Here is a 26,359-nt window from a genome sequence, read left to right as displayed (position 1 = left end):
CTCCACAAGAAGATTTTAATATAGCGGTCCGAAATTCTGACAGGCTCTGTAATCTGCTCCTTCCAGATTCTCCGTCCCAAATAACGACCACACCCGTGGTCTGAAAATACGTGATTCCTCAACGTTATGCATACTTACTGGAATGCGTAAAATCGACGCCAGCGTAATCAGATCCGCCCCGATATGGCCATAACTGATCGCCCCATGATTCGCGCCCCAATTATTCATGACATCATATACCGATTGGAATGAACCACTGTTAGTTAGCTTAGGAGCGAACCAGGTCGTCGGCCATGTCGGATCTGTTCTTTGATCCAAAGTATGATGAACCTCTTCAGGCAGCTCTACAGTGTAACCTTCAACAAGTTGAAGAACAGGTCCAAGCCCCTTCACCAGGTTCAAACGAGCCATAGTAACCGGCATTCCGCCTTGGGTTAAATAATCGGTAGAGAAGCCGCCTCCCCGGAAATATTCTTGAGAAGCTGGCCGGAATTGTGTATTGCTTAGACAAGCCTCAGCCTCTTCGTCTGTAATCTCCCAAAACGGTTTGATTGCAGGCTTACCCTCTATCCTTTGCTCACCTGTACCATCAAGCGCTGCCGAACCAGAGTTGATCAGATGTAGTATTCCGTGAGCTGCTTCTCCCTCCAATTGATGACCCGTCACTCGCTTCACAGCATCGGGACTCCAGAAGGTTCGGACATCCGCAAAGATTTGTGCTGTATTCGTAAGCAAATAATTGAACAGCATCGTTACCCCATTCAAGCTGTCATTCTCTGTCGCTACGAGATAAGGTGCACGTTTGCCGTTCCAGTCAAAAGAAGAATTCAACATCGTCTCCATGAAATCGCCGTTAGGGAAATGGTCCGTCCATTGTCTCTGGCCTTGGAAACCGCCAACAATTGCATTGTGGCCGTTAGCTTCCTCCTCAAAACCAAGCTCAGCGAGAACCGGATTGCCGATCATCAGGTCGCGGGCGATCAATGTCATTTTCACACAGGTCTCCCACTGCTTCTCTTTCTCTTCTGCACTGATTTGCAGATGCGGCGGATTATTATCGGCGCCAACTTGGCAGTTTTCTTTAGTCCACGCTAGCGCACGCTTAAATTCCCCTTTATCATAAATCTCTTCTTCAAAGCGCCGGACATATTCAGACATATCTATATATTCATTGCGCATGCCCAGATACTCTTGGAAAAACTGTTCATTCACAATGGAACCCGCAATCCCCATCGAAACAGAACCCATAGATAAATATGATTTCCCCTTCATTTGAGCAACTGCTAAGCCTGCTCTAGCAAACTGCAGCAATTTAGACTGCACATCCGCTGGAATCTCTTCACTGCTAGACTCTTGAACATCTTCACCATAGATACCAAACGCAGGAATTCCCTTTTGAGCATACGCCGAGAGAACAGCAGCTAGATACACAGCACCCGGCCGTTCCGTTCCGTTAAATCCCCACACGGCATGCGGAATGGATGTATCCATATCCATTGTCTCTGAGCCATAACACCAGCAAGGCGTCACGGTGATCGACACCCCTACGTTAGCCCCGGAGAATTTCTGAGCCGCAGCAGCAGCTTCTTTAACTCCACCGATCGTAGAATCGGCGATGATGCACTCTACAGGACTCCCATTCGGATACCTTAAATTCGCTTCAATAAACTTAGCCACCCGCTGAGCCATGCCCATCGTTTGCTCTTCCAGTGATTCACGAACGCCTCTTCTTCTGCCATCAATGGTTGGGCGGATACCAATTTTCGGATAGTTTTCTATCAATGCCGTTCCTCCTCAAGATCATCTTAGAGTCATCGTTAATAGATCTATTTCTCCTTCATCATAAAATCTGCAAGCGCTTTAGTCAACACAAAACAACATATCTCCTAAACAAAAGTGTGGTTTTATGTGATATTATTATTATATATTGTGGTTTTATGTGAATATGTAATTATTTTTAGATTTAAACAACAATGTAGTACACTAGAAAGCAGACGATTTATATATAAAGGTGAGTGAATGAATGAAAGCATTTGAACGACGGGATCTAATTATTAAAGAGCTTTACAGACAGAAGAAGGTCCATGTCGCAGAGCTAGCGCAAAAATTCAACGTCTCGGAAGAGACCATTCGGCGGGATCTAGATAAACTGGACAAAGAAGGCCTTGCCAAAAAAAATTATGGTGGAGCCATTCTCAACGCCCATACCAATGAAGATCCTTCCTACATCAGCAGACATCAGGTCAATATTGAAGCAAAGCGAATCATAGCCGATAATGTACTGCAATTAATCAATGATGGAGACAGCTTGGTGACAGATACGAGCTCAACGGTGTTTGAAGCCTTGCGTAGAATTATTGAGGAGAAAAACAATCTGACAATTATTACGAACTCTCTGGTGGTATTATCCGAATTTCAACACTCCGGTCAAAAGCTGATTTCCACAGGTGGAATTTTAGGTCCCGAGACCAGCTCCTTTGTTGGAAATACCGCTTCACAGACGATTCGAAAATATAATGTGGATGTAGCTATATTCAGTTGTAAAGCATTGTCCATGACAGGCGGGCTAAGTGATTCAAATGAAGAAGAAAGTGAACTGAAGGTGCTTATGCAGCAGCAGGCAAATAAAGTGGTTCTGCTCGTAGATCACTCCAAATTTGACCGGACTGCGTTCATTAAGTTGTTCAGCTTTGATAGAGTGGATTATATTGTTACAGATCAGAAGCCTTCTGAGGAATGGACCGATTTCTTAAATAATTACCATGTATCTCTTATCTATGCGCCCGCTGAGTGATCAGTAGGTGCATAGATAAAGAGAGATAATAACTTTATAACTTAGTTGTTTAAAAGACCACTTTCCAAGACGACCTCCAGCCATTCCCCAGCAATCAGATCATGCCCGGCAGTCGTCGGATGAACGCCATCCCACAGCCAGTAGGCTGCTTCTGCTCTCTCCACAGCTGCATTGAAAGCATCCTGTAAAGGTACATAGACCGTATCAAATTGCTCAGACAGCTGCTTAACCACTCCCTGATAATGTGTAATCTTCGCTTCCCATTCTGCCCACTGTTCAGCTGGAGCTCCGGTATTTAAAATAAAAGGCTCACATAAAACCAGCTTCGTATGTGGCAGAACTTCACGTGTTTCTTCAAGTACGTGACGGTAAGCGCGTTCAAAACGGTCCGTAACTCCACTTGGTTCCCCTTTCATCATTCTCCAAATATCGTTAACCCCAATCAATATACTAATGATGTCAGGCTGCAAGCTAATTGCATCTTCATTCCAGCGTGCATATAAATCGGAGATTCGATCTCCACTCACTCCGCGGTTATAGAATACCAGATTCTCTTCTGCCCGCTCATTCCCTAGCTTGCCCCCAATGATATACGCATAGCTATGTCCAAGAATATGATTCGGGTCTTCATCACGACCCCGATTCCCATCCGTAATGGAGTCACCCTGAAATAAGATCACTTTTGATTTTTTAGTAGCTGGATTAGTCATTGAATCTTTCATCTCCTTGATTACTAGTATATTAATCATTCAACTTGAATGTCTCCTATAATACAAGTAAAGTTATCATATAGAATACAAGGAGGAAAGAGAAAAATGAAATATAGAAGACTAGGCAATTCAGGGCTCAAAATCAGTGAGATCGGACTAGGCAGTTGGCTTACATATGGAACAGCAGCAGAGCAAAAGGCAGCCGATGCTTGTATCAGCAAAGCTTTTGAATGCGGTATCAATTTCTTTGATACGGCTAATGCATATAACCGTGGTGAAGGCGAAAAAGCGATGGGTGCTGCTCTACGCTCCTATGAAAGATCATCTTATGTGCTAAGTACAAAGGTCTTTTTCCCCATGGGAGACGATGTTAATAACCGTGGTTTGTCCCGGAAGCATATTATGGAGCAATGTGAAGCCAGCCTCCGCCGCTTAGGCACCGATTATATTGATGTATATTTTTGTCATCGCTTTGATACAGAGACCCCTGTAGAGGAGACTCTACGCGCGCTGGATGATCTGACGGCTCAAGGTAAGATTCTCTACTCCGCTGTTAGCGAATGGAGCGCAGCCCAAATCTCCAATGCAGCTGGTATCAGCCGCAGACTGAACCTGCGTCCACTGATCTCGAATCAACCCATCTATAATATGTTCGAACGTTATATTGAAGATGAGGTCCTTGAAGTATCCCAGCGTGAGGGGCTGGGCCAAGTGGTCTTCTCTCCACTAGCGCAAGGAATTCTGACTGGCAAATATAAACCGGGGCAACAACCTCCAGCAGGAACCCGTGCAGCGGATAATTCAGTTAATGGTGTGATCTCCAGCTACCTCCGTGATGATGTGTTGTCTGTGGTTGGACAGCTGGATGAACTCGCTCACAGTTTAGACCTGAAGCTTTCGCAATTGGCATTGGCATGGATTCTACGCCAGCCTGGTGTAAGTTCAGCATTAATTGGTGCCAGTAAGCCAGAACAAGTTGCAGAGAACACCAAAGCTGTAGATGCGGTACTCTCCGCAGATACTTTACAGAAGATCGAGGAGATTCTTAAGCCGGTAGCTGATTTTGCTCCTGCCAGATAACCTTTTGCACAATTGCCATATAGTACACAAAAGAGGTTGTGCCAAAAGCCATCACCATGGCTTAGGTACATCCTCTTTTTCTTTAAGAAATCAATTTAGACTCTTCGGCTTGTTCAGATGCCTTATGGATAAAAGGCTCCAGTGGTTTCTTGAGGAGTAATGCCAGCAAGAGTGCCAGCACACCGAAGATAATCAGATAAATCACATCACGAATCGCCACTTCCGGCAGAATTCCCCCAACCGCCTCCCGCATCAGACTAATTGCATAGGTAAACGGCATATACGGATTTAATATTTGAAAAAAACGCCCAGTCGTACTAATCGGAAATGTGCCGCCGGAGCTAGAGAATTGAAGCACCATGAATACGATCGCTATCCCTTTTCCCAGGTTGCCAAATACAGCGACAAGCGTAAACACAATGGTTACGAACACGATGCTGATTAACACTCCAAAAAGTACAAACCACACCTTATTCACCACATAACAGTGCAGAATAAAAATGTTGCCAAGGACAGCCACCAGCCCCTGAAGAATTCCCACCGTAAGGAAGGTCAGCAGGCGGCCAAAATATAGTTGATATCTTTTGTACGTTAGCCCCCCCGTATCCACACCTGTGCGGAGAAGAGAGACAAGCAGTGTGCCTCCGACCCATAAGGAAAGTACGACATAAAAAGGAGTCATTGCTGAGCCGTAATTCGGAATGGGATATAACTTATTCTCTTTTAACACTACCGGATTGGCCAAAAAATCACTTTTGCTCTTAATATCTCCTCCGAGCAGTTGCGCAATTTCCCCCAGATCAATCTCTTCTTTAATTTGGCGGATCGTGGAGGCGGCTTTTCGAATCGAGTCTTCCAGTACTGGAAGATCATTTCTCACCAAATCTGCGGCAAGCGCCACTCCTTTGTCTGCACGGGGGAGTCCTGTACGTATCAACTCCGAGACCTGATGAACCCGCTCTTCTACAGTAGGCAGATCCTGACGCACGAAATTCGCAGCTTGCTGTATCTTTTCCCCTGCAGTAGGTAAGCTGCTCTCCAATAGCGGAAGTGTATCTCGGATGAAAGCACCAAAGCCCTGGGTCTGATCGGCAACCCCACTGGCTGCTGTGTGGACCGCTTCGCGTATAGCTGGCAAATCCTGCTGCAGACTAGCTAAGCTTGTCTGCCCGAACTCAATCGCCGACATCGTCTCTTCCAGTAGGGTACCCAGCGCGGGTATACGATCTGGCACCTGCTGCAATGCGGTGGCTGTGACATCTGCCGCCGAAGTTATTTGCTCCAGTGTATTTTTTATGGCAGGGATAGTCGACGAATCATACCCAGAGATAAGCTTCGCAATTGCCAGCTTCCCAAGACCAGACTTTAGGAACAATTGGTTAATTGCACTGGAATCAGCGTTATCCTTATTCTGAAGGTCAGCCGCCATAGCATTTACCAAGGACTTCTGACTGTTCAAAACACTGTCTACACCTTTCAATGCCGCAAGATCAGCAATAGACACTGTTTCAGGTGAAAATGTGTTCAATGCATTTAACATAGAAAGTGTGTGTTCAATCACGCTGCTTCCTGCAGCCAACTGTGCTGAGAGTACCTCCAACTGCTCACGTACAGCTTGTGGCTCGTTATCCTCTCCCTTTAACTGTTCAGCAAGCTTGACCACTGAGCTCTCCGTTTGCTGTAGGAGATTAAGATTCTGTTTGACAGCTGCTGGAACAGCTTCAAATGCAGCACTGCTCTTCTCCAAAAATTGTTGAAGCTCCAGAACAAAATCATTTCCGGCAGTGGCAATCTTTTCTGCCTCAGGCAGTGCTGTTAAGGCAGCATTAACGATTTTATGCGCTTCCGTAAGACCTTGCGAGGCCTGAGCCATGATCTGTTCAACTTCACCATAATGGTTATCAAGTTGAACGATTAGCTGTGCCGCTTCTTCAATCTTGGGCAGCTTGTCCTGTAGCCCCCCTAAATGATCTAAGGTACTCGCGATTTGCGGCCAATGCTCAGCAATTTTCTCTAAAGCCTCACCCGCTTTTTCCACCTCTGGCAGCTTATTCTCCAATGTGGAAATACGCTCTGCTGAGGCATGAATCTGCGGCCAATTTTCCTGAATTTTTAATACACGTTTACCTGCGGTTTCAATTTCTGGCAGACTCGCCTCTAATTTAAACAATCCTTTTTCTACCTTGCGTATAATGGGCAATTCAGATTGAAATTCCTTATCAATTTGACTTAAAACAGTAAATACCGTCTCACTAATCGTTTCCGTGAAATTCTCACTGATCTGTGTGGTGATTGAAGTGGCGCCTTTATCTGTGATTTTAGGAGCAATCGCATTTATTTTCTCATTGACGGTATATTCGATCTCTGGTTTCACAATCGTTCCTTCAAGAATTCCAGTCATTCGTTTGGAGAAATTTGCAGGGATAACAATACTGGCATAGTAGTCTCCGCGTTTGACACCATTATGTGCAGTCTCTGCATCTACAAAGGTCCAGCCCAAGTTTTTATTGCTCCGAAGACTTTCCATGACCTCATTGCCGATATTAAAATCCTTCTCCTGCACCTTAGTACCTTCATCTAAGCTGGTAACAGCAATTTTAATGCCAGAAGTATTGCTATAAGGATCCCATACTGACGCAACGTTCACCCAATCATACACGGAGGGCAATACCACCAAAGCGGCAACCAGCAATACGGCCACAGGAACTCTGAATAAGTTACGCCAATCGTTCCTATAAATCCGTAGTATTCCGCCCATTCGCTGCTCCCCCTAATCTGCATGTTTTGATATTTTAATATGCCCGAGGAGACAAGCTTTTACTATTCATTTTAGGGAACTCATGACTTCTCATTGCTTTTCAAAAAAACTTTTAAAAAAATGCAACAAAAACTGCTCTTCTCACGTAAAGAGTAATATAAACCCGTTTAAGAAAAAACAGAGCGGGTAATAAGTTTTATACAACGTCTTACATATCTCAAGGGGGAGATTAATAATGTTTAAGAAAAAGTCAGCGTATGTGTTACCGGTTGTTGTTCTGTTGTTTCTTTCCCTCATTACTTCTGCAAGTACCGTTGGAACACGGGTAGATGCGCAAGATAGTGACAAGACCCAGCATCAAACAGTTTACTTTCATACTATTGAATCCGACCATGGCAAGCTCTCCGGTATGACCGATGAAATAAACTGGTATCAGGGTGCTGATGCCGATCGAATCTTTGCTGAAAGAGATCCAGAAGCTGCAGCAGAAATAGGCGGAGCTCCAGACAGTTATTATATTGTAAATGATGTTGATACTCTGACAACTTATCCGATTGCGGATAACGCCACAGTGACGATGCAAATTTTTGATCACACTGGCAATATGGATGACTTGGATATCAACTGGAATGAGTCCATCACCTTACAGCAATTTATGGATCAATTTAATAAAACGGATGTCATCGACTTGAGCCAGTTCCCGTATCACATCACCATTCAGGACGGCGTAATTACTTCTATCGTTCAACAATATATACCTTAAGGTGCAACATAAGAAAGAGGGTTACTCAGCAGCCATGTAAATGGCTTATGATATGCTCCCCATATAGTAGACAGGTGAAATAATAAAAACCTGTCGCTGTATGGGGAGCATTTTTATGGAACAAAAGAAGTTTACAGCACTGGAAAAGTTAACGATTCTCCAAGAAATTGAACGGGGCGACATTGGTTTGAAAACTGCGGCCCGGAAGTATGGAATATCCAAAAACTCATTAGTGAAGTGGCGGCAACGTTATCAATTGTATGGATACGAAGGGCTGGAAGTCCGAAGCTACAATCGTACATATTCTGCAGAACTTAAACTCCATGCCGTTAAGGACTATCTCGAGGGAGGATTGTCGCAAAACCAAATCATCTGCAAGTATAAGATTGCAAGTTCAACCCAACTTGCCAACTGGATTAGGAAGTATAATGGTCATAGCAACAGCTTAACAGCTCATTCAGGAGGAACTAAAGCTATGACCAAAGGACGCGTAACCACTTGGCAGGAACGGATAAATATCGTGCTGTACTGCCTTTCGAACAGAGAAGACTATGCGAAGACGGCAAGCCATTTTCACGTGTCTTACCAACAAGTATATAGCTGGGTAAAGAAGTACGAAGCTGGTGGTGAAGAGGCGTTACGAGACGGTAGAGGACGCACTAAAGCGCCTGAAGAACTTACGGAAGCAGATCGCCACAAACTCGCGATGCAAAAACTGGAATACGAGAATGCACGCCTGCGTGCGGAGAATGCTTTTCTAAAAAAGTTAGAGGAGCTCGAAAGGAGGAGACGTTAAGGACCATTCGCCAGGTGAACATTTACCTGGCCATTCAGGCCGTTCAGCAGGAACAATCTTGCTCCATTCGGCTTTTGTGTGACATCGCAGGGATTTCACGGTCAAGTTATTACAAATGGTTGAATCGCAAACCCAGTTCTCGAGAGGCTGACAACGAGAAACTGACAGAGGCTATGCTCCTCTTGTATGAGAAGGTGGAGCGAACCTTTGGGTATCGCCAATTGACCCTGCATTTGCGCAGACAAATGGATAAATCTATTAACGCAAAGCGAGTGTACCGGCTGATGAAATGCCAAGGCATCCAGTCAGTCATCCGCAGAAAGAGAAAGAAGTATGTAGGCTCCACGCCTCAGCAGGTTGCAGAGAATGTGCTGAACCGTAATTTTGAGGCTGAAGCTCCAAACCAAAAATGGGTAACGGATGTAACGGAATTCAAATACGGAAACGGCAAGAAGGCGTATTTAAGTGCAATAAAAGATCTGTATGACAAGTCGATTGTTGCTTACGTTCTGGGTCATTCCAATAATAATTCGCTAGTTTTTAACACACTGGAATTAGCTTTGAAGGCAGCACCGGAGAGCCGAACCTTACTCCATAGCGACCGTGGTTTTCAGTATACCTCTCTGCATTTTAAAAAGATGCTGGACGATGCAGAACTGAAGCAAAGCATGTCCCGAGTAGGCTGCTGCATTGACAATTCGCCGATGGAATCCTTCTGGGGAACATTGAAATGTGAGAAGTACTACTTACATTCCTACCAGACCTTTGAAGAACTCCAAACAGATATTGATACCTACATTCATTTTTACAATAACGAACGGTTACAGGCAAAACTAAACGGCCTCAGTCCCATTGAATTTAGGACTAAGGCCGCTTAAACTACTTTTATTTTTTTTGCTGTCTACTTGACGGGGTGCAGTTCATTATAAGTAACCCTCTTTTTTTATTTCCTTAACAAATTATTGTTTAGCTGCATCCTTAACGGGAACCCCAAAATTCGGCGTACCATCTTCATTCCAATGGAAGACTTGAGCACGAGTATGACGGTTCGGATCGTACAGCGGATCGCCGGTAATTTCTTTATAATTGCGGCAGTGGTAGATGAGTACATCTTCCCCATTTTCATTTACAGTAAAGCTGTTATGACCCGGTCCATATTGTCCATTCTCTTCATTGGTCTGGAATACCGGTTCCGGCAGTTTGGTCCATGAAGTGGCATCCAGCAGGTCGCTGTCCTCATCTGCAACCAAAAGTCCCATGCAGTAATTGAAGTCCGTAGCGCTAGCCGAGAAGCTGATAAAGATACGGCCGTTACGTTTAAGCACTGCAGCTCCTTCGTTTACCTTGTACCCAATAATCTCCCAGTCATATTCAGGAGTAGCAATCATGGTCTGAGGACCGGTTAGCGTCCATGGATTACTCATTTCCGAGATATACAGGTTAGAATTCCCCTCAATATTCAGATCCTTCTGTGCCCATACATAATACAATTTTCCTTTGTGTTGAAAGGTGGTTGCATCCAATGCAAAGGATTCCCAAGCGGTTTTTACCTGGCCTTTTTCTACCCATGTTCCTTCTAAAGGATTGGCAGATTCATTCTCAAGAGCAAACATACGGTGATCGAATAATCCATCCTTCGTCTCCGTAGTACGCGCCGCCGCGAAATAAATGTACCATTTCCCGTCAATATAATGGAGCTCTGGTGCCCAAATGTTTGCACTAAGCGGACCCGTCTCATATTTACGCCAAGCTACAACCGGTTCTGCAGCAGCCAATCCCTCGATTGTTGTTGCTCTCCGTACTTCGATCCGGTCGTATTCTGGGACAGAAGCAATAAAGTAGTAATAACCATCTGTATGTTTATATACCCATGGATCAGCACGTTGCTCCACCAATGGATTTTTATATTCTACACTCGTATTCATAATCTCTCTCCTCTATTTAAACTTTAACAATACAGAACCATGCTGTGGAAGAGTTTGAGAAATACCTTCGTTAACCACTTCCAAATCGCGGCTTTGCCATAGATCACGTATAGTACTAGGAATTGAAACCTTAAGCTGCTCGAACGACACCTGAAGCGTTAAAGCTTCATCGCTAAGATTAAACAAAGCTACATAATGGTTACCTTGTTCATCCTCAGATGTCCAGATCGCATGCTCCTCATTTAGCGCCACCTGTCTGCCGCCTTTACCATAACGATGCAGATGAAGCACTTCCTTATTGGTCAATAAAGATAATGTCCAATCATCATTGTCCCGAAGTTCTCCTCCAAACATTAACGGGGAGCGGAAAATACTCCATAGTGTCATCATGGTGACCTGCTCGTCATGAGTAAACCGCGTGAACCGGTCTCCCCCGCCATCTACAGAACGAATGCCCAGATGACCTAACGGAAGCATGTCACAATCCGGCCAATGGCCCGGCTGCACATAAGGAGCCCATTTCTCACAGCGCTCAAACATCCCGCGCAGCAAATGCCAATGATCCCAGTAATCATCGGTCATTCTCCAAAGGTTAGCGTGTCCGGCTAAGTGTTCAGCCTCTTCCACTGGAGCAGGTCCAGGCGAAAGACTGAGCACCATCTCGCGACCACTGCGGTCAATAGCCTTACGGATCATAGCAACTTCTTCTTTGTGATATCCATAAATGCGTGAAGCGGCAATATCATCCACTTTCACATAATCCACACCCCAACTGGCATACAACTGGAACAGCGAGTCATAATACGCCTGACTGCCTTCTTTTGAAGCATCTACTCCATACATATCCGTATTCCATGGACAAATAGAATTTGGGTGAGCCACATCGCGTGCGGTTTGCTCAGATCCTAGAATGGCACTGGCCGCATGAGCAGCCTGACGCGGGATTCCGCGCATAATGTGTATGCCGAATTTCAAACCCAATCCATGTACATATTCAGCGAGTGGCGCAAACCCTTTGCCTCCCGCTGCGGAAGGAAACCGGTTCTCAGCAGGTTGAAGTCTGGAGTACTCATCCATAACCAGCGGTACAAAGTTGCGGTACTGCGAAGAATTCGCTCCAGGCTCATACCACTGAATATCCACAACTACATATTCCCAACCAAAGTCCTTCAAATGGGTAGCCATATATTCTGCATTGCCTCTTACTTCTTCTTCATTTACACTGGCCCCGTAACAATCCCAACTATTCCAGCCCATCGGGGGCGTAGCAGCTAACAAATTTTGTTTGATGATTTTCACGTCCTTTTCAAAAACTTAGTATTCACTCCCAGCGAGGTGCCAAGGGATAAGGGCAAGTAGAGTCCTGCAATCTTGTTCTTACCTCTACAAGACAGCCACAATAACGGCAAGTGCTACCAAATTGCAGGCCAGAGCAATCTCGGCAATGTTCAATACGCTGCAAATATTGCTCCTCCGGTGCTAAAGGTCTTTCTCTAGTGGCTATTTCTATTAAACGCTCCAATTTTTCTGGGCTTATTCTCATGTTCTCATCACAGCTTTTGCAGCGACGGTTTTTTTCTTGGTTCTCTGACATGATGTTATTCCAGAGTCAAGACTACCACGGAAGCAGGTGGAAGCTCACAGCTCAGCTTTTCACCTAATAAAGACGCACCCTCAAAAGCTACTGGAGTAACTGTATCCGGTGCCTCAAATGTATTGTGCGCTCCCAGCACGGAATGCGTTAAAATCTGACCTGTCACTTTGCTAAAGCTAACCTCTTCAATACCAATACTTAGCGATGCGCTGTCCTTATGGCTCAGGTTACAGAGTGAAACATATACTTTGCCATTCGTATCACGAGATGCAGAAACGCTAATCTGTGGAATTGTAAGCTCCCCAAACGTATAATCAGGGCTCTCAATAGTAACTTCAAGCAGTTCATTATCCTGATGCTCTTTGTACATTTCAAATACATGATAGGTAGGCGTTAGAATCATCTTGTCGCCCTCCGTCAGGATAAGAGCCTGCAGTACATTGACCACTTGAGCCAAATTCGCCATTTGCACACGACTGCTATGCTTTTGGAAAATATTCAGCGTTACCCCTGCTACCAATGCATCTCTGAGTGTATTCTGCTGATACAGGAACCCTGGATTCGTACCAGGTTCACTTAAGAACCAGGTTCCCCACTCATCTATAATCATTCCAACCCGCTTATCCGGGTCATATTTATCCATAACCGCTGAATGTTTAGTAATCAATTCATCCATATGCAAGGTTTTTTGCATAGTCTCAAACCATTCGGCTTCATCAAAACCTAAAGCGTAACGTTTCTCTTCCCAGCTTCCAGGAATCGTATACGAATGAAGACTGAGACCATCCATAAACCGTCCAGCTTCGCGCATTAGCACTTCCGTCCAATTATAATCATCAACGTTGGCGCCACCAGCGATTCTATAGATCTGATTTTCACCATAATTGCGCACATATGTCTGGTAACGTCTGTACAAATCTGCATAATATTCTGGACGCATATTGCCGCCGCAGCCCCAGTTCTCATTACCTACACCAAAATACTTCAACTTCCACGGCTCTTCACGCCCATTTTCACGACGCCAGTCCGCCATCGGTGATTCGCCTTCAAAGGTCATATATTCAACCCACTCCGACATCTCCTGAACAGTGCCACTGCCAACATTCCCGCAGATATACGGTTCACAATCCAGCAACTCACATAATTCAAAAAATTCATGCGTCCCAAAATGATTATTCTCGACGACACCGCCCCAGTGCGTATTCACCATCCGCTTACGGGTTTCTTTTGGACCAACGCCATCCTTCCAATGATACTCATCGGCAAAACAGCCCCCCGGCCAACGAAGGACAGGAATATTAACTTTTTTGAGTGCTGCTAGGATGTCATTGCGGAAGCCCTTGGTGTTCGGAATCGGTGAATCTTCCCCCACATAGATCCCGTCATAGATACATCTGCCCAAATGCTCAGCAAAATGACCATATAGATATTTGCTGATCTTATTAATTCCTTTACCTGCATGTAGCTTGATCGTAGTCATCTATTCTCTTCTCCATTCTTTTGCTTACCCCAGATGGAAATTCCATTTTCATTTAATCCAGTAAATACAAGGGTCTGAGTTTCTTTCTCCCAATCCCATGACGGAAGCAATTGCACCTTCTCTATCCGGCCTTCACCCTCGACAACATCATTCCAGACCAAGGTCAGGACTCTGCATCCATCAAAAGACCAGCTTCCCTTTCCATTCGCACCTTCCAGCTTAAAGTCAGAGGATAGACTTATGACGGCAGACTGAATCTGGCCATCCGCTGAGGGGTCCATTACAATCCATTCCCACTGTCCTGCGATTAGCTGTTCTGGAATATCCTGTTCCACTTCACCCGCATACCGTTCTGGAGATACAACAGGCCAACCATCCTCTGTCCACAGAATTCGACGAACCTGTAAATAGGACCAATGTTTATCGATTTCACCACGTGCATGATGAACTATATAATAGCTGCCATCCTCATGAAGAACTGAGTTATGGCCGGGAGCTATCCAACCTGGATCTTGTCCAAAGCGATAGCCACCCAGTATTTTATTGCCGACCTCATATCGGGGTTGATGCGCACTATCAGTCATATCTCGTCCGTTATAATCCACATATGGGCCGGTAATAGTATCTGCACGAGCGACACGAACGTTATAATCCTCAAACAGGGAGTCATAGGAGACGAACAAATAGTATTTTTTGAATTGCTCGTTATACACTATGTACGGTCCTTCAACTGCTCCATCTTTAATGGTATTATCCCGTTTAGCGATCAGCGTACCAATACCTTCTTGCTTCGGTTTGCCTGTTTCCGCATTCAGCTCAATGATATGAATTCCACCAAAAAAAGAACCATACACCATCCACATTCGCCCATCTGCATCCGTAAGCACATTGGCATCAATCGCATTCAGTGAATCTTCAGCACGCGTCTGAATCACTACACCTTCATCGGTCCAAGGTCCCTCAATAGAAGCTGAAGTTTGAAGTCCGATTAGTGATTGTCTACTTCCGAAAGATGAGGCCGAGTAATACATTCGATACTGTTCACCGTATTTCACCACATCGGGTGCCCATAAATTAGTAGCCCCTGCCCATTCCTTCGCAACTTGGGGAATTCCCGGCAGCGCATAATGAACCCATTCCCAATGGATAAGATCCTGTGATTTCCGAACCATTACGCCTGGACGTAATTCTCCTCCGACTCTTATGTCGGTAGAAAAAACATAGTAACCCTCATCTGTTTTAATAATGCCTGGATCATGTGTGTTGTGAATCGTCCATAAAGACTCGATATCAATCACTGATAGATCATACATTGGCATGTTCCCCGGGGAACTTGGAAAGACAAGATCTGATGTTTTTTTTACCATTAAATTATCACCTCAGAAATAGCAACAGATTGAACAGCAATAAATATTAAATTTAAAATGAAAAAATATGTATTCGCTTACAATATAAAATAACATATATAAAAAGCCTTGTAAATATATTTCTATAAACCTTTTTATATTTATATGAAATTAAACTCGAAATAAATGAATTAGGGCGAAATAACAGCCTTTTTCTTTAGATTAATTCTTTATATGTTTAAATTTTACTAAATCAAATAAAAATCATGCCAAAAATCCCTCTTATATTCGTACATTCTACAAAATAAGGAAGTATACTTTATTTATATGCCTTATTAGTTTATAATTTTATAAAATAGTATAATTTATGACGTAATCGGAAGAAGGTATTGATAAAATGATCTATATTAAAGATTTAATGAGTGGATTAGAAATTTTTAAGGCACTAAGCTCAGAAATCAGAATTCTCATTTTAGAGCTCCTTGCCACCAATCAAGCCTTGAACCTGAATGAAATTGCCAAGAAACTGAACCTCAGCAACGGCGCCATCACCATGCATATTAAAAAGTTAGAAGAAAGCGGTCTCATTGAGATAAACACATCAGTGGGTAAGCACGGTATTCAAAAGGTCTGCTATTTAAATAAGGACAAGCTTATTGTTGACCTTCGCAGCAAGGATGTTGATAATCTTTACGAAGTAGAAATTCAAGTAGGTCATTACAGCAACTATCAGGCTGTTCCAACTTGTGGACTGGCTACCAAAGACAGCATCATCGGGGATTTCGACGAGCCGCGTTATTTTGCAGATCCGCAGCGAATTGAATCCGAAATTATTTGGATGGCTGAAGGGTTCCTCGAATATAGAATTCCGAACTACCTTAAAGCCAACCAAACGTTCCGCGAAATTCAGTTCTCGATGGAGATCGGCTCTGAAGCTCCTGGGTCTAACGATAACTATCCGTCCGACCTTTATTTCTATTTAAATGGAATTGAAATCGGATTCTGGACTAGCCCTGGCGATTTCGGAGATACCCGGGGAACATTTAACCCCGATTGGTGGCCTCCGCACCTAAACCAATACGGTATGCTGAAGCTGATCCGTATCAATAATGAAGGCAGCTTTATTGATGGCTGTCGGATTTCTGACGTGACCCTTGATGATATCCAATTGGATTACAAAAGTGAACTCACTTTCCGTATCGCAGTAACCGACAAACCTACAAACAAACGCGGACTCACGATTTACGGAAAACATTTCGGCAATTATAGCCAGGACCTACTGGCACGTGTGTTGTATGATGTACATGAAGTTGGAGAGGGCCTCCCTCGTAACGCTGTTATAATAGCAGAGTAACAACCCCACTTGAATAAAAAGACCCTAGATTCAGCTAACGCTGATTTAGGGTCTTTTTGTGCTTCGTATATTTTTTCGATATTGAACCATAATAACTTTGTCTCCCAAACCACCGAGAAGGAGTGTTTCGAATGCGTGAAGGTCTAATTCCCGCTGTTCTTGGAACCGTCGTAACCGCTTCTAGCGCCGCTTTTCTTGGAAGCAAGTATAAGATGGCAGCAACAGGCGTACTTGGATTTGGTCTGGCTCATGTCGTATTGGGTGCCATTGATCTGTTTGAGCATCGGTAAGGATTGGAAGATGCCGGGTGGTATGAACACTGCCCGGTTTATTTTGTATTTCTTATGTTGGCGCAATTACAAGCTGCTCCAACAGATGATGTCATAAAAAAACAGCGCTTCTCCTGATATCGGAGAAGCGCTGTTTATGATTGGGTCACTGGCTGGTTGCTCCAACCTTGTCTCCATCATCTCACGTATCTCACGTGGCTTACGTGGCTTACTGGCTTACGTGGCTTACGTGGCTTACGTGGCTTACGCGGCTTACTGGCTTACACGGCTTACGTGGCTTACGTGGCTTACGTGGCTTACTGGCTTACGCGGCTTACGTGGCTTACGGACCCAGATGACGTTATTTGCATATTTTTAGCTCTTGGAGCATGTTTTCGGACTCCAGTGACGCTATCCATTGGAAAAAGACCAATATTGGACGTTTTTCAAGCCAATAGCTGCAATGGAGTCCGATAGCACCCCAAATATTGGAAAATGCTGCGTATAAGGTCCGCTGGGTCCAATAGCTACTACTAATACGTATATCTGATGGTACTTGTGCATGCATGCGTGATGGGTAGTGAAAACCCACACGCATGCGGCAGCGGTAATGCATGAGCATTCGAGAGCGGGAATCCACACGTTTACGCCGGCGGTGATGCATGAGCATTCGATAGCGGGAATCCACACGTTTACGACAGCGGTAATGCATGAGTATTCGATAGCGGGAACCCACACGCTTCCGCAAAGCGGCAATATATGAGCATTTCAGAGCGAGAACCCACACGCTTCCGCCAGCCGTAATGCATGAGCATTCGATTGCGGGAACCTACTTGTTTCCGGCAGCGTCAACTTATGTGCTTCCAACAGCAGCATTCCACTCGCTTCCCCCAGCAATAAGCTAAAGTCAAAAAAAGGGGCTGTCCCAGCAGCTATTTTCATAGCTTATGGGACAGCCCCTCTTAGCATTTTGAATAATTATTTTATAGCTACATAAAATAATCGTTCAGCATCATCTTCTGCCTCTACCCACTCGAAATCGGCGTAGATCTTCACATCACTAAACCCAGCCTTAAGCAGTTCTTCCTTCATCCAGTTAGGATCGTAGGCGCGCTGAATATGGGTCTCTTCGAATCGGCGATAGCGATCGCTATGTCCGTCTTCACGGGCAAAAATGGACAGATGATGTTCAATTTCGCGGCGTGGAACATCCATCTCACAAGTCCAAATATAAGAAACAGATGGCTCGTCCAGAATAAAGGGCTGTTCTTCTTCATAACGAATTAGTGTGTTTGGATGATGCACATCGAACAGGAAGGTTCCGCCTTGCTTTAACCCTGCATAGGTACTGGCAAAAACAGCGCTGATGTCATCCTCTTCCAACACATAATTCATACAATCACAAAAGGAAATCACAGAATCCACCAGCTCCGGAAGCTCCCATTCCTTCATGTTTTGTCTAATCCAACGAACACTGCCTTCGCGCAAAAAGCGCCGTCCCTGGGGATGCTCCTCCATTTTGCGCTGTGCCACTGAGAGCATGTCAGAAGATAAATCGATTCCAGTCATATGATATCCTGAACCCGCCAAAGGAATTGTAATACTTCCTGTTCCGCAGCCAAGCTCGGCTACAGTTAACGGTTTGCCGTATTTACTCCATGCGGCTTCAGCAAAGGATATCCAATCTGGATACGGCATATCTGCCATAAGCTCATCGTATACATAAGCAAATTTCCCATAGGAAGACACAATTACACCGCTTTCTATAACAACATTTTATAAATTCCGTCTATTGAATCGTAAGCTTAATCCGTCGTTTCTTCTTGCCCTTCGGTTGTTCCTTCTTCATTATCCTTAGTAACAAGATACGTCCAGTTCTCTTTTTGAGTAATATGGCCTTCCTTCATCAGCTTCCCAAGTGCACGCTTGAAGGCGGATTTACTGATTCCGAACCGTTGTTTGATAATATCTGGCGGCGTAGCATCCGAATAAGGCATCGCTCCACCTGGACGAGCATGTAAGAACTCCAAAAGTGCGGCAGAATCTACATCCATCCCCACTTCTTTACGAAGACCCATAGAAAGGTTAACACGTCCATCTTCACGGATATGAGAGACACGTGCTTCAAACTGCTCACCAAGACGCAGCAGACGGCTCCGCTCCGAGGAATGGACCATACCGATAATCCCAAAGCCTAGCACACCCGCATCCACAAGTACAAAAGTACCCATTTGCAGCGGCTTATACACTCGGGCGGTTACAGTCTGTCCCATCCAAGATTCAGGTGCAGGCAGTGCTAGTGGAGCAAGCTCTTGTTCTCCGGCCAGCTTGGCACGCAGACGCCCCTGTTTATCATGCTCCATGATCGCAAACACATAGTCCCCAACCTGCGGACGCAGCTCTGGAAGCTCTGGAAGCTCACGGATAGGCAGCAGCAGCTGACGTCCAAGACCCATCTCCAAAAAGCAGCCCAGACGCGGATGAATATCAGCCACTTCCAATAACGCCATCTCGCCCAGCGTCAGAAATGGTTTTTTCATCGTTGCCGCAAGACGGTCCTCGGTATCAAAGAAAATGAAAACTTCAACTTTATCGCCGGCTTTTACCTTCTCTGTCAGCTCCGTATAATGCAGCATAACATCCTGGTCTCCAGCATTCAGAAAAAATCCGTATGGGGAAACTTCCCGCTCTACATGAAGTGTAACCGTAGTTCCTGCAATCAGGCTCATACAGTCTCCACAACCTTGGCATCGGACCACAGACGCTCGATATTGTAATATTCACGCTCATCGCGGTGGAATATATGAACGATAACATCGCCAAGATCCATCAGCACCCAGCGTGCTGAATCCATGCCTTCAATCCCTTTGATCACTCCGCCTGCTTCATGAACCACTTTACGGACTTCGGTAGCGATCGCCTGTACCTGAATATCCGAGTTACCGTGACATACGATAAAGTAATCACTGATTGGTGAAACATTACGTAGATCTAGTGCCACGACGTTCATTGCTTTTTTATCTTCAACAGCCTTAAGGGCCAGTTCTAACAGCTTGCTTGGTTGTACACTCATATTTTATCCTCCAATATTCTAACTAAATCATTACGCGCCAGTACCGTTAAGGGGAAAATCACCCGGCGTTTCTCCAGTAACAAACTAATCGTAGAATCGAACCCAGCGACTAATCCTTCTTCCAAACTTACTTGTGCCTTCTCGCGTATCTTATCAACCCCGGGAAAATCACGCCCAGGCTCGATGTAGTCAGCTAGGCAGACGATCTTTTCAAGTAAACTCATGTCTTCACGGCCTGAGGTATGGAAACGAATCGCATTGATAATATCAGGATCCGTAATCCCATAGTCTTTCTCAGCTACAAAGGCGCCTACTTCCGAATGCCACATCTGCTTGTCATACACCAGAAGATCCAAATTTAATTGATTTTGTTCAATGATCTCCTTCATACGCTCAACCGGCCAATACTTGGCCACATCATGCAGAATTGCTGCTTTCTCTGCACGCTCAGGGTCAGCACCATATTGCTTCGCCAGTTGAATAGATGTCTCCATCACGCCGAGTGTATGCTTCCAGCGCTTATCAGGCATCTGTGCGGAGACCGCTTCAATCAGCGCTTCGCGGCTGTATGCCATACAATCCACTCCTTTGAACATAATCGAACACTGCCTCTGGAACCATATAACGAATAGATTTACCTGCTGCCGCCCGTTCTCTTAACATCGTTGACGAAATATCAACCAGTGGCATATCTGCAAGCAATACCTTTTTTGCTATAAAGTCTGGCAATGCATCCAGATCAAGAGGTGTTCCCGGACGACCCACACCAATAAATGTAAGACGTTGCACCAGTTCTTCAATCTCGTTCCATTTCGGCAAATACTGGACCATATCCGCTCCAATGATGAAATAAAGATCGAAATGCGGATACTCCTCTTGCAGACGTCTTATGGTCTCATAGGTATAGGAGACGCCACCTCTGACCACTTCCCAATCTAATGTGCAAAAAGCTTCGTGATTCTTCACCGCTTCCTGCACCATGGCTAGTCGGTCTTCTCCAGATACACCCGCCTCATGTTTATGAGGAGGGATATGTGAAGGCATAAACCATACCTCTTGCAGCCCATAAGTATCTCTTGCGGCTTCCGCTGCCATCATATGACCGATATGAAGAGGATCAAAGGTACCTCCCATAATTCCAACTTTCAAGAGGACGACCTCCTCGGTAAGGTATACTTACAGCTATTAACGCGGCAGCTCAATGGTTTTGTTATCACGTGATTCTTTGTATAGAACGACAGTCTTACCGATCACTTGCACAAGCTCAGAACCCGATTGTTCAGCCAGAGCAGCACCGATTTCCTTGGGATTCTCAATATTATTGCTCAGTATACTAATCTTCATAAGCTCGCGCTTCTCAATAGCTTCTTCAATATGGCGTACGAGGTGATCGTTTACTCCACCTTTGCCCACTTGAAAAATAGGATCGAGATGATGCGCCAATGAACGAAGATACCGTGTTTGTTTACCAGTTAACATAAATGAATAACTCCTTAATTAACATATATTATTACCTATTATTACCCTAACTTGATGAATCCATTTCTTACTCATTTCCACCCAAACAATCGAGAATAGTCTGCCGCATGATTTCCGTAGGTGCAGGCTTCCCTGTCCAATACTCCAGAGCATAAGCTCCCTGATAGACAAACATACCAAGGCCTCCATGAATCGTACAGCCCCGTTCGAGTCCTTCCAACAATAGCCGCGTGCGCAGCGGATTATAAATCAGATCGCTTACGACCATTCCTTCACGAAGCAGTCCAGGATCTATCGGTGTCTCATCCATATGAGGATACATACCTACGGAGGTAGTATTGATCAGCACGTCTACACCACTTAGCATTTCTGCTACTTCGTTCATGCTAATCCCGATGACATTCCCTTTGCTACGGCATTGTGTCGCCAAATCCTCTGCCTTATCAACACTGCGATTAGCGATAATGATTGAAGAAGGCTTCTCCTGAAGTAGTGCGGCAACAATTCCTCTTGCTGCTCCACCGGCCCCGATAACCATAATCTTCACACCAGACAAATCAGAAATAGCTTCCGCTTTGAGCGAACGCACATAACCGATCCCATCCGTATTATATCCGGTGAGCACTCCGTTATCATTAACAATCGTATTGACTGCACCAACGGCTACTGCACTGTCATCTAATACATCCAAATATTGCATCACCGCAACCTTATGCGGAATCGTCACATTCACTCCACGGAAACCAAGCGTACGGATCGCTTGCACCGCATCGCCCAGCTTCTCCGGGCGGATGTGAAGCGGTACATAAGCACCCGGAATTCCCAGCGCTTGCAGCGCTGCTTCATGCATAATTGGAGATTTGGATTGTATAATAGGATCTCCCATTACACCGAGTAGAATATTACCGCTATTGTAGCCTTCGACTGCAGTTGTAGACAATAGATTATCCTCCCTCGTTAAATCATCGAAGGGCGGGTAAGCACCTTCACACCACGCGGAACATGAATGGCCACAACTGCACCTTCAGTTCCATTAACCTTAATCCAGCCCAGACCCGAAATATACAGATCGGCTCTGCTGCCCCGGTTAATCCGGAACTCATGCCGCTGCCAAGGTGGCAGCTTGTCCATCCGGTCACTTCCCGGTGGAGACAGCATTTCACCGCGATGATCCTGATAGAGGGAATCTGCGCGTTCCAGCTTCGTGCGATGGATTTTTAAAGTACCACTAATAAAGCAAGTGAAGGATTGATGCGGGCCTTGTACGAAATCAAAACGTCCCAATCCACCGAAGAAAAGAGTCTGTCCTTCGTTCAACTGATAAACTGTCGGCTTCAAAGGATTGGCAGGCATAACTGCATCCAGATCCTGACGCTCAACTAATTCACTATAACGCCAAGGATACACAATCCCTGGAGTATCTATAATGTAGTGGCCGTCATCCAGTGGAATTTTGACCGTATCGAGTGTTGTGCCAGGGTAACGTGAAGTCGTTAACTCCTGCTCTAAATCGCTATAGTCCGAAATCAGACGATTAATAAGTGTGGATTTGCCCACATTGGTAGCACCTACTACATATACGTCGCGTTGACCGCGCAACTCAGTTACGGCTTCCAGCAAACGGTCAAAACCTTGATTGCGTTTCGCACTGCAAAGTACGATTTCAGCCGTCCGCAAGCCTTCCTCTTTACAGCGCTGCTGCATCCAGTTACGCAACTTGTTCCAGTTTGTAACCTTCGGCAGCAAGTCACATTTATTCACTGCAAGAATAACAGGGTTATTGCCAACAAACCGCTGCAGGCCGGAAATCAGACTGCCTTCGAAATCGAAGATATCGACAATATGAATAACAAGCGCATTCTTCTCTCCTACTCCACTCAGCAGGCGAAGAAATTCATCCTGATTCACCGAAACAGATGAAGCCTCATTATAATTTTTAATCCGGAAACAGCGTTGGCAAATCACCGGGTCCCGTTCAAGTGCAACCTTCGGAAGGTATCCTGGTTGATCCTTATGCTCCGTCTGAAGCTTGATGCCGCAACCGCTGCACTTCTCAGGACGCTGTGTTTCGCTTTGTTCGTTCATTACTATTTATCCTCCTCGTGCCACAATCCTTTTTTGCGAAGCCGTGTCAGAGCAACCCGCTCTACCCGGCGATTAAACCTTGTGCCGAACCCCTCGTCCTTGACGGAGATTGGCAGTACCAAAACAGTATACAGGCCAAGGCGATTGCCGCCGTATACATCAGTAAGCATTTGGTCTCCCACCACAATCGTTTGTTCAGGGGGCAGCTCCATCTGCTTCATCGCTTTGAGAAAAGGAGCATTACTCGGTTTACGAGCCTGGTGCACAAATTCAATATTAAGCGGTGTTGCAAAGCGGGACACCCGTTCCATGTTATTGTTAGATACGATGATGAGCTTAAAGCCCAGTTCCTTCACCTTTTCGAACCATAACAACAGCTCCGGAGTAGCCACAGGCGCTTTGGCACCGACCAGTGTGTTATCCAGATCCGTGATGATTCCGCGATATCCCTGTCTATACAGCTCGTCCAGAGCAATATCGAATACCGTATTCACCCGGAGTTTGGGAACTAACATTTCAAACAATACGTTCACCTCGATTTCATACAAAAAACTATAACATACTCCTAGCGCATCGCAAATAAATCTGTAGCTATACTTTCACGCAAAGTGTTATTTCTTGGATCTCATTTTTCTCCGCACCCACAAAGCTTCAGTATACACGCTCTGCCAGTCTTTGTCTTCAATAACCTCAGGGCTATATTTCGCCTTTTCGAACATTGTTAGTAGCGAGTGTAGATGATCAGCCACTGCCGGCCGTTCTCCACTCCAGCGATCTACGGCTTCACGTAAAGTTTCGTGTTCTTCTTTTAGCATTCCCTTGCGATGCAAATACCTTACCCAACGCTCAGTTTCCGCCACTACTTTCTGATCTGGCGTTAAAGGCCGGCCATTGCGCAACTGCTGCATGAAGAAGCGAAGCTTAAAGCGTCTATGCCAAACTATAAAAATCGCCCAGGACAGCAACACCACTACAGCTGCCACAACAACCCATAGACCTACATGAAACCCTTGATCTTCTTGTGCGTTATTCACAGGCGCTGGTGTAGGTTCTGCCTGCTCTTTTTGATCTTCTGGTTCGACTTCAGGGGTTTGCTCACTCTGAGTTAAAAGCGGAATATTAAATCCAGGTGTAGCTTCAACTGGAATCCAACCATAATCACCAAAATAAACCTCAGCCCAAGAGTGGGAATCCGCATTGGTAATTGTATAGTTATTATTCACTGTGCCTGATTGCTGTTGTGCCGGATTCATTGGGATTTCCGGCTGTTCCCCAGGTGCGTACCCCTTAACCCATCGTGCAGGGATGTTCAGAGAGCGCGCCATAGTAACCAGTGCCGTAGAATAATAATCACAGTAACCTTCCTTTAACTCAAACAAAAACCCTTCTACAAAATCGTTGCTTGTGACACGTGATATATCTGGATTATTGGTATATGGAAAGGTTTGTTGTAAGTATTGTTGCAAAAGCGCTGTTTTTTCATACGGCGTTTTTCCTTCAGCCGTGATTTCCTCAGCCAGCTCCCGGACTCTTTTAGGAAAATCGTTAGGCAGTTGAAGAAACATTTTCTCCAAATCGTTCCCTTTATATAGCTCCTCATACGTCTTTGTTGTCAATTCTTGAACAGGAATTACAGGAACCTCAGACGTCACCTCAAAAGTAGACGGATAAGCGAGTTTCTTCCCATCCACATCCCAGATCAGCTCGCTGTCTCGGCTTCTCCAGGAGAGTCCATCTCCAGCTTTTTCCCCATTTAAAGAATCCACCGAAGATACTGAATAAGTGCCAAATAGTACGGGAAATTCATTATTATTAAGCACGGTTACTGTTTGTTTCAGTGTTCGTGTATTTACTTTAGAACCCACACTGCTCTCTAAAGCTTCACCTACATCCACCGCTTCTAGAGGTCCCCGATTTAACCGGTCTCTATCGACCCAACCTCTTCCGGAATATAATCTGCGCGTTTCTCCCCGCATATAAATACGCAAATCAGAAACCACTGTCATCACCGGTGTATAATCGAAGGTAAAGCCGCCACCTAGTTGATCATCATTCAGACTGTAGCCTGACGATGTATTGTTAGTAGGGGAGACAGAACCCATCTCAGATTTCGTGGTCCCAACTGTGCCCTTCCCAGAAGACTTCCCAATCCCATTCCATTCTTGCCAAGCGGTATAAGGATCGGTTAGGGTAGGCCTTACCCCAGGCATATTCACTCCAATTAGGATGACCAAAGAGAAGACGATGGCAATATTAATGACTATTTTCGTGGGATATTTCAGCAGATGCACCCAACCACGCGGATATTGAAGCTGGAAGCTTCTCAGATGCTGGCTGACCAGCCAGCCCATCCCCGCAAATACCGTCCAGGCTACTTCCTGCCACAAAACAATAGATGTAAAGGAATCCAAGGCAGCCAAGGCCACTATGTTCATTCCTATAAACCATAAAATACGTCTTTTTGAGGATGCCCACCAAGACGACAACAGCAGCAGGGCTGAGGCTCCGAGAGCAAACCAGATATAGGGCACCATATGAACTGCAATATCCTGCAGTCTGTCCGGGAGGGTTGTTGCCCAAGGATCAGCAACGTATATACCATAATTGATAAGTATCCGATAAACGATATAAATAATAGCTGCCGCTTCAATAAAGAGCCTTATCTGAACTTTTACAGGAATTATGATTTCAATAACAGTGATCGTTATTAATGCAGCCCACACAACAGCAGTTGTCTGTCTTAACCAGATAGGTTCCGTATAAGAGACCCACTGGTGGGCTATAATCAAAAGCCACAATAGACCTAAAGAACGGTGCCAGGAGAATTTCATCTGATTCCACCAGTTTCTCATA

At 45.1% G+C, this 26,359-nt stretch carries 26 protein-coding genes; 7 read left to right on the top strand and 19 right to left on the bottom strand.

The genetic code is table 11. From position 1 onward, the window contains the following. Positions 1-15: 15 nt before the first annotated feature. Positions 16-1,782 carry an L-fucose isomerase gene (locus tag NST58_RS08645; protein ID WP_143762477.1) on the bottom strand — a complete coding sequence of 589 codons (1,767 nt, stop codon included), beginning with the start codon at positions 1,780-1,782 and terminating at the stop codon, positions 16-18. Between the two features lie 241 nt (positions 1,783-2,023). On the opposite strand from NST58_RS08645, the gene NST58_RS08640 reads away from it, so the two are divergent. After that, a complete protein-coding gene (locus NST58_RS08640; RefSeq protein ID WP_076130709.1) occupies positions 2,024-2,794 on the top strand; it encodes a DeoR/GlpR family DNA-binding transcription regulator in 771 nt (256 codons plus the stop codon). 41 nt (positions 2,795-2,835) lie between these two features. On the opposite strand, the gene NST58_RS08635 is transcribed toward NST58_RS08640, so the two are convergent. Beyond that, positions 2,836-3,543: an SGNH/GDSL hydrolase family protein gene (locus NST58_RS08635; RefSeq protein ID WP_076130708.1), complete on the bottom strand. Its 708-nt coding sequence runs from the start codon at positions 3,541-3,543 to the stop codon at positions 2,836-2,838. Between the two features lie 66 nt (positions 3,544-3,609). On the opposite strand from NST58_RS08635, the gene NST58_RS08630 reads away from it, so the two are divergent. Continuing rightward, the gene (locus NST58_RS08630) at positions 3,610-4,584 is read left to right on the top strand and encodes an aldo/keto reductase family protein (RefSeq protein ID WP_076130707.1); all 975 of its coding nucleotides are present in this window, start codon (positions 3,610-3,612) and stop codon (positions 4,582-4,584) included. Between the two features lie 82 nt (positions 4,585-4,666). Here the strand turns inward: NST58_RS08630 and NST58_RS08625 are convergent, their stop codons facing one another. Next, positions 4,667-7,342 (bottom strand): YhgE/Pip domain-containing protein, encoded by a 2,676-nt coding sequence (locus tag NST58_RS08625; protein ID WP_076130706.1) that lies wholly within the window; start codon positions 7,340-7,342, stop codon positions 4,667-4,669. A 235-nt stretch (positions 7,343-7,577) separates the two neighbouring features. Here NST58_RS08625 and NST58_RS08620 point away from each other — a divergent pair, with 235 nt between their 5' ends. Further along, positions 7,578-8,105 carry a hypothetical protein gene (locus NST58_RS08620; protein ID WP_076130705.1) on the top strand — a complete coding sequence of 176 codons (528 nt, stop codon included), beginning with the start codon at positions 7,578-7,580 and terminating at the stop codon, positions 8,103-8,105. A gap of 115 nt (positions 8,106-8,220) precedes the next feature. Further along, a protein-coding gene (locus NST58_RS08615; protein WP_143762009.1) for an IS3 family transposase occupies positions 8,221-9,779 on the top strand; the annotation gives its coding sequence in 2 pieces (ribosomal slippage) (positions 8,221-8,854 and positions 8,854-9,779; 1,560 coding nt in all). 81 nt (positions 9,780-9,860) lie between these two features. Here the strand turns inward: NST58_RS08615 and NST58_RS08610 are convergent. Genes NST58_RS08610 through NST58_RS08590 form a run of 5 tightly spaced genes read right to left on the bottom strand, consistent with a single transcriptional unit; the run spans position 9,861 to position 15,267 of the window. Next, positions 9,861-10,826 carry a family 43 glycosylhydrolase gene (locus tag NST58_RS08610; RefSeq protein WP_076125166.1) on the bottom strand — a complete coding sequence of 322 codons (966 nt, stop codon included), beginning with the start codon at positions 10,824-10,826 and terminating at the stop codon, positions 9,861-9,863. A gap of 12 nt (positions 10,827-10,838) precedes the next feature. Then, complete coding sequence (locus tag NST58_RS08605) at positions 10,839-12,116, bottom strand: glycoside hydrolase family 27 protein (protein WP_339248756.1); 1,278 nt, start codon at positions 12,114-12,116, stop codon at positions 10,839-10,841. 31 nt (positions 12,117-12,147) lie between these two features. Next, positions 12,148-12,420 carry a DUF6171 family protein gene (locus tag NST58_RS08600; protein WP_076125168.1) on the bottom strand — a complete coding sequence of 91 codons (273 nt, stop codon included), beginning with the start codon at positions 12,418-12,420 and terminating at the stop codon, positions 12,148-12,150. Positions 12,421-12,424: 4 nt separating this feature from the next. Further along, the gene (locus NST58_RS08595) at positions 12,425-13,900 is read right to left on the bottom strand and encodes an alpha-N-arabinofuranosidase (protein WP_076125169.1); all 1,476 of its coding nucleotides are present in this window, start codon (positions 13,898-13,900) and stop codon (positions 12,425-12,427) included. Continuing rightward, the gene (locus tag NST58_RS08590) at positions 13,897-15,267 is read right to left on the bottom strand and encodes an arabinan endo-1,5-alpha-L-arabinosidase (protein WP_339247315.1); all 1,371 of its coding nucleotides are present in this window, start codon (positions 15,265-15,267) and stop codon (positions 13,897-13,899) included. Before NST58_RS08590 ends, NST58_RS08595 begins: the two co-directional genes overlap by 4 nt. A 376-nt stretch (positions 15,268-15,643) precedes the next feature. Between NST58_RS08590 and NST58_RS08585 the strand changes: the two genes are divergently transcribed. From NST58_RS08585 to NST58_RS08575, 3 genes are all read left to right on the top strand, one after another. Further along, positions 15,644-16,600, top strand: a complete 957-nt coding sequence (locus NST58_RS08585; protein ID WP_036675692.1) for a winged helix-turn-helix transcriptional regulator — start codon at positions 15,644-15,646, stop codon at positions 16,598-16,600. A gap of 131 nt (positions 16,601-16,731) precedes the next feature. Continuing rightward, complete coding sequence (locus NST58_RS08580; protein WP_036675694.1) at positions 16,732-16,890, top strand: hypothetical protein; 159 nt, start codon at positions 16,732-16,734, stop codon at positions 16,888-16,890. Between the two features lie 136 nt (positions 16,891-17,026). Then, a complete protein-coding gene (locus NST58_RS08575; protein WP_339247314.1) occupies positions 17,027-17,248 on the top strand; it encodes a hypothetical protein in 222 nt (73 codons plus the stop codon). Positions 17,249-17,637: 389 nt separating this feature from the next. Here NST58_RS08575 and NST58_RS08570 read toward each other — a convergent pair whose 3' ends face one another. From NST58_RS08570 to NST58_RS08520, 11 genes are all read right to left on the bottom strand, one after another. After that, a complete protein-coding gene (locus NST58_RS08570) occupies positions 17,638-17,811 on the bottom strand; it encodes a hypothetical protein (RefSeq protein ID WP_339247311.1) in 174 nt (57 codons plus the stop codon). Positions 17,812-17,847: 36 nt separating this feature from the next. After that, on the bottom strand, positions 17,848-18,618 hold the full coding sequence (locus NST58_RS08565; RefSeq protein WP_339247310.1) for a class I SAM-dependent methyltransferase: 771 nt from the start codon (positions 18,616-18,618) through the stop codon (positions 17,848-17,850). A gap of 56 nt (positions 18,619-18,674) precedes the next feature. Next, positions 18,675-19,598 (bottom strand): S1-like domain-containing RNA-binding protein, encoded by a 924-nt coding sequence (locus NST58_RS08560; RefSeq protein ID WP_339247308.1) that lies wholly within the window; start codon positions 19,596-19,598, stop codon positions 18,675-18,677. After that, positions 19,595-19,942: a ribosome silencing factor gene (gene rsfS, locus NST58_RS08555; protein WP_036675699.1), complete on the bottom strand. Its 348-nt coding sequence runs from the start codon at positions 19,940-19,942 to the stop codon at positions 19,595-19,597. Before rsfS ends, NST58_RS08560 begins: the two co-directional genes overlap by 4 nt. Beyond that, a complete protein-coding gene (gene yqeK / locus NST58_RS08550; RefSeq protein ID WP_339247305.1) occupies positions 19,939-20,517 on the bottom strand; it encodes a bis(5'-nucleosyl)-tetraphosphatase (symmetrical) YqeK in 579 nt (192 codons plus the stop codon). Before yqeK ends, rsfS begins: the two co-directional genes overlap by 4 nt. Then, positions 20,489-21,091 (bottom strand): nicotinate-nucleotide adenylyltransferase, encoded by a 603-nt coding sequence (locus tag NST58_RS08545; protein WP_076138319.1) that lies wholly within the window; start codon positions 21,089-21,091, stop codon positions 20,489-20,491. The genes yqeK and NST58_RS08545 overlap by 29 nt, the downstream gene beginning before the upstream one ends. 36 nt (positions 21,092-21,127) lie before the next feature. After that, the gene (gene yhbY, locus NST58_RS08540; protein WP_036675703.1) at positions 21,128-21,421 is read right to left on the bottom strand and encodes a ribosome assembly RNA-binding protein YhbY; all 294 of its coding nucleotides are present in this window, start codon (positions 21,419-21,421) and stop codon (positions 21,128-21,130) included. A 67-nt stretch (positions 21,422-21,488) separates the two neighbouring features. Next, positions 21,489-22,361, bottom strand: coding sequence for a shikimate dehydrogenase (aroE, locus tag NST58_RS08535; RefSeq protein ID WP_339247302.1), 873 nt, complete (start codon positions 22,359-22,361; stop codon positions 21,489-21,491). A 17-nt stretch (positions 22,362-22,378) separates the two neighbouring features. Further along, complete coding sequence (gene yqeH, locus NST58_RS08530) at positions 22,379-23,506, bottom strand: ribosome biogenesis GTPase YqeH (RefSeq protein ID WP_339247300.1); 1,128 nt, start codon at positions 23,504-23,506, stop codon at positions 22,379-22,381. Positions 23,507-23,508: 2 nt separating this feature from the next. After that, positions 23,509-24,030 carry a YqeG family HAD IIIA-type phosphatase gene (locus NST58_RS08525; protein WP_036675921.1) on the bottom strand — a complete coding sequence of 174 codons (522 nt, stop codon included), beginning with the start codon at positions 24,028-24,030 and terminating at the stop codon, positions 23,509-23,511. Positions 24,031-24,117: 87 nt separating this feature from the next. After that, positions 24,118-26,358: a transglutaminase domain-containing protein gene (locus NST58_RS08520; protein WP_076125184.1), complete on the bottom strand. Its 2,241-nt coding sequence runs from the start codon at positions 26,356-26,358 to the stop codon at positions 24,118-24,120. Between the last annotated feature and the right edge of the window lies 1 nt (position 26,359).

The organism is Paenibacillus sp. FSL R10-2796 (genome assembly GCF_037965315.1).
Taxonomy (GTDB): Bacteria; Bacillota; Bacilli; order Paenibacillales; family Paenibacillaceae; genus Paenibacillus_AQ; species Paenibacillus_AQ odorifer.
This window is presented reverse-complemented; position numbering and strand designations above follow the sequence as displayed.

What these genes read in the sequence shown, in the direction of transcription:
- yqeH (WP_339247300.1), bottom strand. Translation starts at nt 23,506, where the DNA reads ATGAACGAACAAAGCGAAACACAGCGTCCTGAGAAGTGCAGCGGTTGC.
- NST58_RS08575 (WP_339247314.1), top strand. Translation starts at nt 17,027, where the DNA reads ATGATTGGGTCACTGGCTGGTTGCTCCAACCTTGTCTCCATCATCTCA.
- NST58_RS08625 (WP_076130706.1), bottom strand. Translation starts at nt 7,342, where the DNA reads ATGGGCGGAATACTACGGATTTATAGGAACGATTGGCGTAACTTATTC.
- NST58_RS08520 (WP_076125184.1), bottom strand. Translation starts at nt 26,358, where the DNA reads ATGAGAAACTGGTGGAATCAGATGAAATTCTCCTGGCACCGTTCTTTA.
- NST58_RS08580 (WP_036675694.1), top strand. Translation starts at nt 16,732, where the DNA reads ATGCGTGAAGGTCTAATTCCCGCTGTTCTTGGAACCGTCGTAACCGCT.
- NST58_RS08595 (WP_076125169.1), bottom strand. Translation starts at nt 13,900, where the DNA reads ATGACTACGATCAAGCTACATGCAGGTAAAGGAATTAATAAGATCAGC.
- yhbY (WP_036675703.1), bottom strand. Translation starts at nt 21,421, where the DNA reads ATGTTAACTGGTAAACAAACACGGTATCTTCGTTCATTGGCGCATCAT.
- NST58_RS08570 (WP_339247311.1), bottom strand. Translation starts at nt 17,811, where the DNA reads ATGAAAATAGCTGCTGGGACAGCCCCTTTTTTTGACTTTAGCTTATTG.
- NST58_RS08590 (WP_339247315.1), bottom strand. Translation starts at nt 15,267, where the DNA reads ATGGTAAAAAAAACATCAGATCTTGTCTTTCCAAGTTCCCCGGGGAAC.
- NST58_RS08630 (WP_076130707.1), top strand. Translation starts at nt 3,610, where the DNA reads ATGAAATATAGAAGACTAGGCAATTCAGGGCTCAAAATCAGTGAGATC.
- NST58_RS08560 (WP_339247308.1), bottom strand. Translation starts at nt 19,598, where the DNA reads ATGAGCCTGATTGCAGGAACTACGGTTACACTTCATGTAGAGCGGGAA.
- NST58_RS08610 (WP_076125166.1), bottom strand. Translation starts at nt 10,826, where the DNA reads ATGAATACGAGTGTAGAATATAAAAATCCATTGGTGGAGCAACGTGCT.
- NST58_RS08635 (WP_076130708.1), bottom strand. Translation starts at nt 3,543, where the DNA reads ATGATTAATATACTAGTAATCAAGGAGATGAAAGATTCAATGACTAAT.
- yqeK (WP_339247305.1), bottom strand. Translation starts at nt 20,517, where the DNA reads ATGGCATACAGCCGCGAAGCGCTGATTGAAGCGGTCTCCGCACAGATG.
- NST58_RS08600 (WP_076125168.1), bottom strand. Translation starts at nt 12,420, where the DNA reads ATGTCAGAGAACCAAGAAAAAAACCGTCGCTGCAAAAGCTGTGATGAG.
- rsfS (WP_036675699.1), bottom strand. Translation starts at nt 19,942, where the DNA reads ATGAGTGTACAACCAAGCAAGCTGTTAGAACTGGCCCTTAAGGCTGTT.
- NST58_RS08620 (WP_076130705.1), top strand. Translation starts at nt 7,578, where the DNA reads ATGTTTAAGAAAAAGTCAGCGTATGTGTTACCGGTTGTTGTTCTGTTG.
- NST58_RS08585 (WP_036675692.1), top strand. Translation starts at nt 15,644, where the DNA reads ATGATCTATATTAAAGATTTAATGAGTGGATTAGAAATTTTTAAGGCA.
- NST58_RS08640 (WP_076130709.1), top strand. Translation starts at nt 2,024, where the DNA reads ATGAAAGCATTTGAACGACGGGATCTAATTATTAAAGAGCTTTACAGA.